Source organism: Flavobacterium sp. MR2016-29 (genome assembly GCF_015350695.1).
Lineage (GTDB): Bacteria > Bacteroidota > Bacteroidia > Flavobacteriales > Flavobacteriaceae > Flavobacterium.
Genome location: NZ_JADKPU010000005.1, coordinates 1 through 14,263 on the forward strand (window position 1 = coordinate 1; position 14,263 = coordinate 14,263).

General features: G+C 34.4%; 10 protein-coding genes. 4 read left to right on the forward strand and 6 right to left on the reverse strand.

Annotation, left to right across the window (positions count from 1 at the left end):
- A partial coding sequence (locus IR010_RS12420; RefSeq protein ID WP_194604242.1) for a DUF11 domain-containing protein occupies positions 1-2,103 on the reverse strand: 2,103 nt, incomplete at its 3' end.
- Between the two features lie 473 nt (positions 2,104-2,576).
- Positions 2,577-3,632, reverse strand: a complete 1,056-nt coding sequence (locus tag IR010_RS12425) for a helix-turn-helix transcriptional regulator (protein ID WP_194569806.1) — start codon at positions 3,630-3,632, stop codon at positions 2,577-2,579.
- A gap of 542 nt (positions 3,633-4,174) precedes the next feature.
- Here IR010_RS12425 and IR010_RS12430 point away from each other — a divergent pair.
- On the forward strand, positions 4,175-7,240 hold the full coding sequence (locus IR010_RS12430) for a PAS domain-containing protein (protein WP_228515156.1): 3,066 nt from the start codon (positions 4,175-4,177) through the stop codon (positions 7,238-7,240).
- Between the two features lie 2 nt (positions 7,241-7,242).
- Positions 7,243-7,698 carry a response regulator gene (locus IR010_RS12435; protein WP_029272895.1) on the forward strand — a complete coding sequence of 152 codons (456 nt, stop codon included), beginning with the start codon at positions 7,243-7,245 and terminating at the stop codon, positions 7,696-7,698.
- Between the two features lie 123 nt (positions 7,699-7,821).
- Here the strand turns inward: IR010_RS12435 and IR010_RS12440 are convergent, their stop codons facing one another.
- From IR010_RS12440 to IR010_RS12455, 4 genes are all read right to left on the reverse strand, one after another.
- Positions 7,822-9,240 (reverse strand): TolC family protein, encoded by a 1,419-nt coding sequence (locus IR010_RS12440; RefSeq protein ID WP_194604245.1) that lies wholly within the window; start codon positions 9,238-9,240, stop codon positions 7,822-7,824.
- A complete protein-coding gene (locus tag IR010_RS12445; RefSeq protein WP_194604248.1) occupies positions 9,221-10,576 on the reverse strand; it encodes an HlyD family secretion protein in 1,356 nt (451 codons plus the stop codon). The genes IR010_RS12440 and IR010_RS12445 overlap by 20 nt, the downstream gene beginning before the upstream one ends.
- Before the next feature lie 2 nt (positions 10,577-10,578).
- Complete coding sequence (locus tag IR010_RS12450) at positions 10,579-12,234, reverse strand: peptidase domain-containing ABC transporter (protein ID WP_194604252.1); 1,656 nt, start codon at positions 12,232-12,234, stop codon at positions 10,579-10,581.
- Positions 12,235-12,333: 99 nt separating this feature from the next.
- Positions 12,334-12,663 carry a hypothetical protein gene (locus IR010_RS12455; protein ID WP_228515157.1) on the reverse strand — a complete coding sequence of 110 codons (330 nt, stop codon included), beginning with the start codon at positions 12,661-12,663 and terminating at the stop codon, positions 12,334-12,336.
- 315 nt (positions 12,664-12,978) lie between these two features.
- Here IR010_RS12455 and ribB point away from each other — a divergent pair, with 315 nt between their 5' ends.
- Together ribB and IR010_RS12465 are read left to right on the forward strand one after the other, a co-directional pair.
- Positions 12,979-13,641, forward strand: a complete 663-nt coding sequence (gene ribB, locus IR010_RS12460) for a 3,4-dihydroxy-2-butanone-4-phosphate synthase (protein ID WP_194604258.1) — start codon at positions 12,979-12,981, stop codon at positions 13,639-13,641.
- Positions 13,642-13,644: 3 nt separating this feature from the next.
- Positions 13,645-14,217 (forward strand): Crp/Fnr family transcriptional regulator, encoded by a 573-nt coding sequence (locus IR010_RS12465; protein WP_194569814.1) that lies wholly within the window; start codon positions 13,645-13,647, stop codon positions 14,215-14,217.
- The last annotated feature ends 46 nt before the right edge of the window (positions 14,218-14,263 follow it).

Genomic DNA, 14,263 nt, shown 5'->3' on the forward strand with positions numbered 1-14,263 from the left:
AAGTGGATTCAGCGTTACTGTATTGTCTTCTGCAACTGTATAAGCATCATTGATTGCAACAGGTAAATGATTTACTGTAGGAGTAACAGATGACGAATTATTTGTCGAAATCGGATCATATGAACTAGTACTAATTGTAGCTGTGTTCAAATAAGAGCCTGTAGCATTTACTTTAGCAACAATAGTTAATGTTACTGTTGCACCATTCGCTAAATTACCGATAGTCCAATCTGGAGTTGTCCATGATCCTGTAACAGTTGAAGCACTTACAAAAGTATATCCTGCCGGAAGAACATCTTGAACTTTTACTCCAGTAGCATTATTAGATCCATTATTTTGTGCAGTTATCGTAAAAGTAACATTATCTCCAACGGTAGGAGTAGTGTTATTTATACTCATATTAACTTGTAAATCAGCCTTACAAACAGATGAATTCAAATTAACAGAGATTGCCAATATAGAACCAGTATTACCACTAGTAGCACCATTTGCTTTAAATTCCGTTAGAGATGAAGAATCTGTTTGCCCATTTGCACCTCCCAAAATTGTTTTAGTTGAAGAATCAGTTGTTGCATTAACAGAAATTACACCTCCGCCTCCGCCTCCGCCTGGTCCCTCTGCTTCAGCTCCAGTAATTAACTGTCTGCCACCGCTTCCTCCATTTGCATTTAAAGTAGTTGTATTCGCAATAGTCCCAGCTTGAATTAAAACTGTTCCTCCACCACCTCCACCTCCAGGAGCATCATTATGGGTATTATTAGTATTAGCTCCATTTTCGCCATTGGCTTGTATAGTACCTGTACCTGTTATACTATTTGTAACTACTAAGAAAACGATTCCTCCACCATCTCCACCATCTGCATTGGAAGTATTATTACCATCACCGGCTCCACCACCTCCACCAAAGAAAATTTGGCTTTGCATACTTGTTGAAGCTAAAGGTCTTCCACCTAATCCTCCTGTTGCATCTCTATAATCTCCTCCCCAAGTAGAATTTGAAACCGCTGCTGCAGGAACTCCTGTAGCTATAAAACCTGCAGGATATGATGGTCCTACAGTACACGCATTTAAGTTTGCTGATGAATAAGTATATCCTCCACTACCACCTCCGGCAGAGTTTGTTAATGCATTTCCGTTTGCTATATAATTTGGATCTAATACCCAAGCTCCAGGATTTCCACATCCACCTGTAAAATCATTCATTACACCGGCTCCTCTAAACCAATTTGCGGGATTACCTCCATTGGCACCACCTCCACCTCCAGAGTTATGAGCATTACCTCCACCACCACCATTTGCAGGTGCACCTCTTCCGTATCTTCCTCCTAAGGCTGCAGCATCATAATCTGTTCTATATCCTGCAATTCCTTCTCCTTTTTCCGCAGATAATGCCGGATCTGTGGTTCTAAAATCTGTATAAAAAGTAGCCCCTGCTGTAGAAGTTGTATTTTCAATTGTACCACCCCTAAAACCAGCTTGATTGGCATTTATCGAACTGTTATTAATAATGTTAGTAGCAAGAATTCCAACAACACCTCCTCTTCTTCTTTCTGGAGCTGATGGGTCTGCTCCTCCAAAAGTAGGTGCACCCCAAGGAACAGCAACAATAGTTCCTGGACTGGTAATTGTTAAATTAGCATATTGTGGAATTCTTATAACTTGAACATATCGAGCTGCATAGTAAGATAATCGCGTATTACAAGTTAAGGTAATAACATTACCTGAAACACTGCTTACAGTAGCCAATTCATAAGATCCGGCACCATTATAATTAGTTACAGCTCCGTAATTTATTGTATTTGTAGCATCTATAATTGCTCCCTGTGCCTGATAAAGCATGATTAAATCTCCCGCAGCTAAAGCATTAGATACGAATCCAGCGGCATTAGTAGCAAGTCCTGTATACGTAATTCCATCACGATTTAATTCATTTATATTGGTTACAGTAACTGTATTTGTACCTGCTAATACATCAGCGGTAACTCTTGTGTATCTATTCAATACTGTATTGGCAACAGTGACCGTTAATGAGCCATCTTTTGTTTGCGCAAAAACGTTATTAAGAGATAACAGCAATAAAAAAATGACCAGAAATATATTCAAAGTCCTTTTTTTGATTTCCGATAAAATTTTCAAATAAGTAAAGTTCACCATATAATAAATAATTAAAATTCTTTTAAAAAAAAGCAATAAATAGCCTGTGCTTGAAATTTCAAAAATTGAAAAATCAAGCATTTCTTGTTAATTAAAAATGTGTTTATAACTTGGTATAAAACGGATAAAAGAAAACTGAATAGAACAATGATTACTAAGGATTTACAACTTCATCAACACCATTAATTCATTTGTTTTACCGCCAAAAATAGATGAAAAAAAAAAGTATGAATAGTCAATTCGGACATATTTAAAGCTTGTAATCAGTGTTGTTCTTTTGAAAGAAAAAAATTATTTTTAGCTCATTTTGTATTTTTGTAAATAGTTAAAAATAAATCAGTTATAAAATATGCCATAAAAAAACAAGGAATAAAAAATTAGAAAAAAAATTAAAAAAAACTGCAAAAATATTTTTTATCCAGCTAAAAACGCGCTTCCGAAGGCAATTTGCCAAAACGCTTTTTAAAGCCAGATGCAAATCGGCTTGGGGAATCATAACCGGTTATAATCGCAATATTTTGAATGTTGATATCTGATTTTTGAATTAGCTGCATAGCAAGCAGCATATTTCGCTCTTTATGATACTGCAACATTGAAAAACCAAAAACAGTTTTGAAATTCGATTTTAATTTTGTTGGCGATGTATTTACTTCTTTGGCAATAAATTCTATCCCTACAAAAGGAAGATGTAAATTATGCAAAATGATTTTCTCCGCTTTAGCTACATTTTGGTACTCCAAATTGGTTAAAGAATTATTATCTAAAATTCGGTTATCATCAAACGAATTCTCAAAAAAATCAACCATTAGTTTAATACTCTTTTTCTTCAGACCAGCTCGTTCCGCTTCTATATCAGCACTATTTTCTAATATTTCTAAAATTTTATTAGACAAATCATGAGCTTTTGGAGCAATGTCTAACCAAGTATACGATCCTCTTTGTCCATTTAAAAATCTCATAATAGCTTTTCTTTCCTTAAATTTTTTGGAAGAAAAATTCTTATTAGCCCAATCTTTTTTGATAACAAAACTAAAAACCTTACATGCAGTACCTTCAAAAAAATAGGTAGAAATTTCCGTATCTGGCTTGCTGAATGTCCAATATGGACTTAAAAGCGTAACCTCTTCAGATCCCTTAAAAGAAAAATTATTTTCAAATAATGAATATGTAAGTAAATAATATTCGCTTAATTTATTTTTATCAAATCCGAGTTTAGTTACTATATTTTTCGTTACATCTACCTTACTCACTAAAATCCAAAATCCTTCATCAATTTTTCTATAATAAAAATCTGTTTTACAAAAAGGCGAATCTAAAAGCATCGATTGCTTTGAAGAATTATGTTTTGTTATGGGCAGTTTTAGCAAACTACTCAACATTACAGAAGGAGAATTAAATAAAAATGGTAATTCAAAAAAATCATCCTTCAAGAAAAAAAGATGTTTTTTAATATAATTTGGCCAATTATCTAAGGTCATAAAGTAAAAATAAAAATTTGCATTGGGACAATGTGTAAAACTTATAATCAAGAAATAAAAGTTTCTATTCTATATAAAAAACTTACAATATTTTCTTTTTTCATACGTACGAATTAAAAGCAGATTTGGTTTTAATTTTTTAAAAAAAGTAGCCTCATTCCTTCAACTAATGCAAGCATAACTACAAGATATTATTTTTTTTAAACCACTATTAATCAATTCTAAAAAAAAATAAATATTAATAAATCAGTACTAATTTTTCCTATTTTTTTAAAAAAAATGTATTCCCTTTCTTATTTAAAACTAATTAAGGATCGATTGGTATAATTGAGGTGCAAAGTGAAATTTTAAATTTCCAGGCACATTTCATAACTTAAAATAGTTTTCATTTCTGCTTTTTTGATGGCATTGCGTATTCGGGTTAATTTTTTTATTTTAGCTAATGCTTGGGCACTTGATCTTTCATAATATATCATGAAGAATTATAGCGGTAAAAAGCAACAAAGCCACCAATGATAGCTTCTCAGACATAAAATGCATCAATGAAATTAACAGAAAACAAAGACTTTTTTCAAACCGTTTTTAACGCTGTGTCAAACGGTATTGCTGTGATGCAATCTCTTTATAATAATGAAGGAAAAATTGAAGATTTTTCAATTCTATTCTTTAATACCTATACGCTCAACTGGACTGGCGATATAGATTATAAAAACAAACTATACAGTGATATTTTCCCTACAGCAAAAGAAAATGGCGTCTTAGAAAAATTTATTGAGACAGCAGAAACTGGAATTACTGCCAATTTCGAAAAATGGTATGAAGGCGAAGGCATGAAAAACTGGTTTCGTTTTAGTGCAGTAAAACAAGATGATTTATTGGTTGTTACTACATATGATATTACTGAAAGCAAACAGACCGAAATTGCGCTTAATAAAGCATTAGACACTGCAGAAAAACAAAAACGGCTCTACGACTCAATTACCAATAACACGCCTGACTTGGTTTATGTTTTTGATCTGGACTACAATTTTACTTACGCAAATAAAGCTTTACTCACCATGTGGGGTAAATCAGCAGAAGATGCTATTGGCCTTGGTCTGCGTGAAAATGGTTACGAAGAATGGCACGCGCAAATGCATGAACGAGAAATAGATGAAATTGTCGCAAATAAAAAAACAATCAGAGGAACTGTATCTTTTCCTCACGCAGAGTTAGGCAACCGTGTTTACGACTATATTCTTACTCCGGTTGTTAATGAACAAGGAATTGTTGAGGCTGTCGCGGGAACAACACGAGATATTACCGAAATAAAACAGGCTGAAGAAAAATTACAGCAAAGTGAAACCCGCTTTCGTAATATGATTGAGCAGGCGCCCGTAGCAATGTTACTCTCTAAAGGAGCAGATGTTGTTATTGAGAGTATAAACAAGCCTATGCTGAAGTTTATGAACAAAAATACAGCGGAGGAAGTTCTTGGAAAAAAAATGCTTGAAACATTGCCCGAACTTAAAGGTCAGCCAGCACTCGAAAATGTTATAAATGTACAAAAAACGGGTATTGCTTTTAGGGGAGATGAACAACCTGTTGATTTATTGGTTGAAAGTAAGATGGAGCGCCGTTATTTTAATTTCTCATACGACTTAATTAAAGAATTAGGAGAAACTTCTGCAGTGTTGCACATGGCTTTAGACGTAACCGAGCAAGTGCTGGCGAGAAGAAAGTTAGAAGACAGCGAGAGCAGACTGAGATCAATGATCGACCAAACCCCGTGTCCTACATTGGTGTTAAAAGGCGATGACTTGGTCATAGAGCAGATAAATAAACACATGCTTGGAATGATTGGCCGTGGAGAAGAAATCATCGGAATGCCATTGATTGCTGTTTTGCCAGAACTTGATGGACAATACGTTTGGAGTCAAGTTCAGAACGTTTACAACAAAGGGATTCCTTTTGATCAAGCCGAAGTATTGGTAACACACAATCGTACTGGTGAAATAAAAGATTATTATTATAATCTTGCCTATCGTCCGTTAATTGAAGACGGCAAAATAACCGGCATGATTCAGACAGCTGTTGATGTTACAGAGCAAGTAATCTCAAGAAAAAAATTAGAAGAGAGCGAAAATCGTTTCCGAGCTTTGGTAAATGCCTCATCAGATGTGGTCTATCGTATGAATGCCGATTGGACTGTTATGCGCAATTTAGAAGGGCGAGGCATTCTTTCTGATACTGGAGACCCAATATTCAACTGGATGGATAAATATATTCATCCCAAAGATCAGGAAAAGGTTATAAAAGCTACTATTGAAGCCATAGCAAATAAAAGTATTTTTGAACTGGAACATAGGGTTTTAAATTCAGACGGTACTTTGAGCTGGACTTTTTCAAGAGCCATACCTGTATTTGATGATCATGGGAATATTATTGAATGGTTTGGATCTGCAACCGATATTAGTGCTCAAAAAGAGGTACATGAGATTATTAAGGAAAGTGAAGAAAAATTCAGACAGCTTGCTGATCTTGTACCACAAATTATCTGGACAGGCAATCCCGATGGATTTATTGATTATTATAATAAACGTTGGTATGAGTACACCGCATTAAATGAAAATCAATTTGGAGATCCTAGCTGGATTCCGCTACTCCATCCTGATGATGCTGCAATTGTAACTGAATTTTGGTACAATAGTGTTCAAAAAGGCACTTCATATCAAATTGAATTACGATTAAAAAATGGAAATACTGGTGAATACCGCTGGTTTTTAAGCAAAGCATTACCAATTAGAGATAAATCCGGAGTGATAACGAAGTGGTTTGGTACGTGCACAGACATACATGAACAAAAGACCATTACTGAAAAATTAGAAATTCTTGTGAATGATCGTACTAAAGAATTACAGCGATCAAATGAAGATTTACAGCAGTTCGCTCACGTTGCATCTCACGATTTAAAAGAACCTGTTCGAAAAATAAAAACGTTTACCAGTCGTCTCGAAGATCATCTTAAAGACAAATTAGACGAATCTGCAACGAAATTTATTGATAGGATTCATGTTGCTACAGATCGTATGTTCAACATGATCGATGGTGTTTTGGCATATTCTAAAATCAACGCAGATTTGCAAAGTCCAACGTTGGTTGATCTGAATGATGTTATAAAAAACATTGAAACCGACTTGGAAGTAGCTTTGCAAAAAACAGGCGGAAGAATTTATCATGATAATCTCCCAACGATTGAAGGAGCATCAGTATTACTGTATCAGCTTTTTTATAATCTGATCAATAATTCTATTAAATTTGCAAAATATGGTACACCATCACAAATAAATATATCCTCAAAAACAATAGTTGAAAAAGAGATAGAATTTGCAGTAATTACCTTAGAAGATAATGGAATTGGTTTTCAGCCCGATCAAGCAGAACGCATCTTTGAAACCTTTACCCGACTCAATTCTAAAGACAGTTACGAAGGTACAGGATTGGGACTATCACTTTGTAAAAAAATAGTGGAACGACATGGAGGAACAATCAGTGCAGTTGGCAATCTAGATAAGGGAGCTACATTTATTATAACACTCCCGATACAACAAAAAGAAAAAGATATTTAGATATGGATAAAAAAATAATTTTATTAGCTGATGATGACATGGACGACACTGATATGTTTCGTGAAGCATTAGTAGATATTGATGAAAATATTATTTGCCACATTGCTGATAATGGCAGTGAAGCATTGAAAATACTCAATGAGCTGGATGAAAAACCTAATCTTATTTTTCTAGACCTCAACATGCCTATTATGAATGGCTGGGATTGTCTTAAACTACTAAAAAAAGATAAAATTTACCAGGATATTCCTGTGATTATGATCTCAACTTCTTCCCACAAAAACGATATCGAAACGGCTGCAAGCCTAGGTGCCATTTGCTATTTTGTCAAACCCAACAGCTACAATAACTTGAAGCAAATCTTGCAATCAATTACTGCAAATCTCGGAGCTGGATTAAAAAGCGCTATTGATAATCTCCAGAAAAGTCAATCTGAGAATATTTTTGGGTTTCATTAGATTACTTTAGAAAACATAAATAAAAAAGTTATCCTTGTCAAAGTTTTAAAACTTTGACAAGGATTTAAAAAAACAAAACCTTTATTCCTTTGCCACTTTGAGCCTTTGAACCTCTAAAAAAAATCAATCCGGATTCGCTAAAATCTTAAACAACTCCGCATTCGAAATGTAAAACTGATTTTCGATTCCGATTTGAGACAGCTTTGCACTTACCAGATTATTCTCTCTAGAATTAATTAGGAAGATTGAGCTTTCGCCAAAAGAAAACAATTTCTCCTCTGAGTTCAGCATCGTCAAATAATCCTTTACCAAATTATCAATCACATTTTTTTGTCTTTTTAAAGAGGCAATTTCAGTCTGCTGTGCTTTTATTTTATTTTTAAGTTCTAATCTTTGCTGATCAATATCAAACTTTAAATCCTGAATTTTAAGTTTCGCCATTTTTAAGCTTCCTCTCTCCTTTCGTAAGAAAATCGGAATGCTGAAATCGACATTAAACTTATAATCATCGGCGTTAAAAGAATCAAAATAAGAAGGGTCAGAAATATAATTGTAACCCACATTTAATTTTGGAAGAAGCGAATTTGCTTTAAGCTGCCTGTTGACTTCCAGCATCGACATTTTGGTTTCTAAAGCCTGAATTTTAGGATGTGAATCTAATGTTTCTACATTGACCATCATCGCATCAGTTCTTAGTGTTTCTTCTAAAGTCAAAATTAGATTTTCTTCTGGCTTAACCATTTCATCCAATTCGACTGGAACATTTTCAATCCATAAATAATTGGAGAGATTCAATTTAGCTTTAGCCAATTTTAAATTTCCATTTTCTACATTCAATTCTCTGTTTCGAACCGTAATTCCGGCTTCAACGCTGTCAATTGATGGAGAGTCTCCAAGTTCTATTAATTTTTTTACACCTTGAAAACGCGTGCTTGCAAAACCTAAATATCTTTTGTAAAGCTCGGCTTCATTATAACTTTTGCGCCATTCAAAATAAGCTTCACTGGCTTTGTACAAAACTTCGATTGCTCTTAGTTTTCGCTGTGCGTCGCTTAATTTTAACTGCAATTTTCCTTCTCTTACATCGGCCATACGCTGGTTTATAAACATTCCCTGACCTAAAGCAACGCTAATTCCTAATGAAGTTAATCCAGCTTCTGGCGTACGATTCTGCGGATTGTAATATTGCCCATCGGTATCATCAAAACCGGCTTTGATCTCGATTCCGTACCAAGTCGGAATTTTAAAACTGCTGTTTAAAAGCGAATAATATTCTGTTCCCTTAAATTCTTTTTTACTGTAGTCCACTTCAATTTTTGGATCAAATCCGCCACGCGCAACCATAAGCGCTGCCTGAGCATTACTTAATTCTAAATTGGCCTGTTTTACCAACGGATGGTATTTTTTTACATATCCTAAATACTCGCTGTAACTGAGTTCTTCCTTATTAAAATCCTGACTGTAAATGGTCGAAAAGCCGAATAAAAACAAAAAAGAAAACAATCTCACCGCATCTTTCAAATTATTTTTTCTCTTTTCCATTTTTAACATCTTTTTCATCTGACTTATAATAATTTGGTGGAAAACCATTTAAATTTCGCCATATTTCATACCATACCGAAACGGTATCTAACAAAGCAATACTCTGTGCTCCTGCTCCAATACTTAGTTCTTTTGGCCATTTATGATCCGGACCATCAGGCGAAACTAGAATTCGGTATTTTCCGTTGGCACTAATAAAGTTTTCGATTGCCACTACTCGACCGCCAAAAGTTCCGTACGATAATCCCGGCCATCCAGAAAATACAATTCTAGGCCATCCGTCAAACCAAACACGCACTTTTGCACCGCGATGCACCAGCGGAAGATCGATAGGATCAACATATGTTTCAACGGCAATATCATAACTAGACGGCATGATGCTTACAATAGGAGTTCCTTCTTTGATCGTTTCACCGAGACCCGCCAGCAAAGCACGGTTTACATAACCGCTTTGAGGCGCCGTGATGTAATACAGCCCATTTCTTAAACTATAATTTACATATTGATTCTGCAATTTATTTACCTGCGCTTTTGTATCGTACTGTGTGCTTAAGGCTGTGAATTTGTCGCTTCTCGATTTCGAAATTTTTTCAGCATATTCAGCTGTAATTCGGTTTATTTCGACTTTAGCATTGATCAATTCATTTTTACTGCTCAACAATTTGTTTTGCTGTGTAATGATATAAGCTTGAGATTCCTGAAGTTTTAATCTTTTTTGTTCAACATCTGAAAGCGGTTTTAAGCCTTCTTTATTTAAAGCTGTCGAACGATCAAATTGTGTATTGGCTATTCTTAACTGCGTTTTTACCGCTTCAAGATCCATGCTGTCACTTTTAATTTTCAAGTGCGCTTGTTTTATTTTATTCTGAGCCTGCTGTAATTTTAATTCTCTTTCTGTGTTAAGCGACTGCGCTTGAACATCGAGAGAGTTTACTTTATCTCCATACGATTCTACGGCCATTTTTTTTGCATCAACCTGATCTTTAGTGTTTCCAACCAAATTAGGGTCTAAATAATCTTCTTTAGTTTCAGAAATAAATAAGATCGTATCGCCTTTTTTTACGTAATCACCTTCTTTTACAAACCATTTTTCAATTCTTCCTGCAATAGCATTATGCACAGTCTGTGGTCTTTGATCTGGTTTTAAAGTCGTAACTGAACCGCTTCCAGAAATATTTTGTGTCCACGGAAGAAAAAGACACGCAATTAAAAAAATCAAAAATCCAACTATGACTCTGTTTAAAATTTTATAATGCGGTCTGCGGGCCACGCTGGTGATAGAGGCGTATTTCCCCGGCGTAATAAGTATGTTATTATCTTTAGATATATTGAGCATGATTAAAGCTTTATGTCGTTAATAATTTTTCCATCATCAATCGTTATCATACGGTCGCATTTGTTCTTCCAAATATCATTTTTAGAAGTTACAATTACCGTCCAGTCATTTTCTTCAGAAAGTAAAAAATCGACAATTTTACCCGAAGTCAATTCGTCCATTTTATCAACTGGATCTTCAAGGAATAATATATTAGGTCTGTGAACAATGCTTCGCGCTAAAAGAATCTTCTGAACATCTGAAGCTGAAAGTTCGCGTCCCCCAGGATGAATTTGATGTTCCAGTCCATTTGGGAATGTTTTAATATCTGCCGTAAGTGCTACATTATCTAAAGCCCATTTTAAATCATCATTTGTGATCGCTTCATTACCAAAAAGAATATTTTCCTTAATGGTTCCTGCAAAAAGTGTATCGCCTTGTAAAAAAGTGCCCGCTTGAGCTCTATAGCCATCTTCATCAAGACGGTTCATGAAATTATCGGTTACATACATTGCACCGCTTTCTGGTTCAAGCAATCCGGAAAGCAGTCGTAATAAAGTACTTTTTCCCGCGCCATTTGTTCCTCTCAATATTATTTTTTCGCCTTGAGATATTTTCAGGTTAATGTTTTTTAGCGATTTTTTATTATGCTCCGGATAGTTGTAATTTATGCTATCGGTTTCGATTGTAATGCCCGTTTCGCTTACCGCGGATGTATGAGGAATACTTGAAATTTCCATATCAGTAACCTGACCAATTTTTTCTACTGATGTCAATACATCATAAAAAGATTCTAATCCGAAGATGATTTTTTCTACCGAATTGATCAGCAATACAATTACAATTTCAGCAGCTACAAACTGCCCAATGTTCATTTGATGGTGAATTACCAGAAAACCACCAATCGACAACAGGGCAGCCGTAACAATAACTTTAAAAACTGTAAGCTGAATGTATTGTTTTTTCATTACCTGAAAATGCTTCTCACGGTAGTTTATATATTGGCTTACGTAGCCATCATTTCTGTTCAATGCATATTCGAAACCCCCTTTTCTGCGAAAACTTTCGCGATTGCGCGCTATTTCCTGAAGCCAAGCCGCTACTTTATACTTAAATTTAGATTCGTTAAGACTCGTTTCTAATCCATCTTTGTATGAAAATTTAAAAATGACATACAGAATAACGATAAACAAAAGACCGATTACGGTAAAAAAGGAATGGTATAAAACCAATAAAATAATACCCAAACCAACCTGAAGAAAAGCAGTACAAAAGTCTAAAAGAAGTTTTGCAGTTCCTTTTTGAACCATCAGCGTATCAAAAAAACGGTTTGCTTTTTCAGGAGCATATTCAGAATACATTTCTTTAAATTTAATTAAAGGCATTCTGTAAGCAAATTCAAATGAAGAACGCACAAAAATTCGCTGTTGCAGATTTTCTACAATTCGCAATTGCAAAATAATCAAAACACCGCCAAACCCAACTCCGATTGTAACCAAAAATACAAGCACAATCCAAGAAACGCTAAGCTGTCCGCTTTGAATAAAATTAATAATCGCCTGAATTCCTAAAGGCAGAGAAAGGTTGACCAAACCAGCAAAAGCAGCATAAAATATAATTTGATATACGTCGCGCTTATCCAGTTTGAGTAAATTGTAAAATCTTTTTAATGGTGTCATGAATTATGATAAATACAAGATTAATAGATTGATATTAATATACGGATCAGACCGTATTAAGGATTTAGAATTCATTCTAATCCCATCAGCTATAATTATTTATGCAACAATTCGAGGAGGCGGTAAGTGAATTTTACCATGAAAACCAAACGAGAATATAGGATTATTTATGTAGTTTTCTCCTTTAGATTTAATTTGAACATACAAGCTGGGTATTGTAGCATTTAAAGGAACCAAATATTCTAATAAAAGAATTCCTTTTGCAAGTTTAGCCGTTTTGCTGTCTTTTGTTTCATCAAGCTCTTCTGGAATGCCGTCGCATTTGAACATCTTTTTAAGAAAATTGCAGGTCATTCCTTTAACCGAATGCGTTTCAGAATTTTGTTGTACGACTCTGCTAAACGTACTTGAGATATTAATACTGCTCATTAAAAAATAGCCGATAAGCAACACCTGCAGGCATTTACATAAAAGACTATTTTTAATTTTGCTGAGCATCTTGTAAAAAAAATTAAGTCCGCAATTTAAAACTAAATTTTATCTCATACATTAGAATAACATTAGAATTTGGACTATTTCAATCTTTTGTTTGAGGTTAGTCTGAAAGCATTTTAAGAATTTCTTTAAATCAAAAATTTTGTAAAATAAAAAGGAATAATTTATTGACTTACATCAAACTTTTGCTTGAGAAACAACTTTAGCTTTGCTGCTTATTACTTTTAAAAAGTATCAAAACAAATAAAAATGATAAGTACAGAATTAAGTCCGCTTATACAATTTGGCGCCACTAGTGAAGAACGTGTAGAAAGAGCTTTAGAACAACTCAAAAAAGGAAAAGGAATTATTGTTACCGATGATGAAGACCGTGAAAACGAAGGCGATTTAATTTTTTCTGCAGAACATATTAACGTAAAAGATATGGCTTTAATGATTCGTGAATGCAGTGGCATTGCGTGCCTTTGCTTAACCAATGAAAAAGCAGATGAATTGCAGCTTCCTTATATGGTAAAAGAAAATACGAGCAGTTTTCAAACTCCATTTACAATAACAATTGAAGCAAAAAATGGCGTAACAACAGGCGTTTCTGCCTTAGACCGAATAACTACAATTAAAACCGCAATTGCAACCAATGCCCAACCCGAAGATTTAGCAAGACCTGGACATATTTTTCCGCTACGTGCAAAAAATAATGGAGTTTTAGAAAGAAACGGCCATACAGAAGGAAGTGTCGACTTAATGAAACTGGCCAATTTAAAACCAGAAGCAGTTCTTTGCGAATTAATGAATGAAGACGGCAGCATGGCAAAACTAAATCAAATTATAAGTTTTGCTAATAAGCACGATTTAATAGTTTTGTCGATCGAAGATATTGTCTATTACCGTAAATTCGTGAGAGATTATAATTAAAATATGATATACGAACAGCTTGGTCATTACATTAAAAAAAGCATTGCAGTTTCTGATGATGATTTAGAAATAATTCTTTCTTATTTTAAGCCATTAAAAAAAGACAAAAACGACATTTTGCTTTCGCAGGGAGAAATCAGCCAGCAGACTTTTTTTGTTGGTAAAGGCTGTTTGCGCATATTTTTTATTAATGAAGAAGGGAAAGATGCCACCCGTTATATTGCTTTCGAAAATCAGTTTGCCACAGCTTTAGTAAGTTTTATAACCAAATTGCCTGCATTAGAAAACATTCAAGTAATCGAGAAATCAGAATTATTGACCATTTCTCATGAAGACTTTATTCATTTGATGCAAATTGTGCCCCAATGGAGAGAGTTTTACAGTAATTATTTAGAAAAAGCATATGTAAACAATGCTAATCGTTTAATGTCATTTACTACAATGGACGCTTTAGAACGCTACCAGCAATTGCTTAAAATAAATCCTGCTATTGTAAAAAGACTTCCAAATAAAATAGTTGCTTCTTATATTAATGTTTCTCAAGAAACTTTAAGCCGATTAAAATCAAAAACTTAAAAAAGAAACTTACGAAAAAAAAAGAGCTTGTCCGAAAGAACAAGCT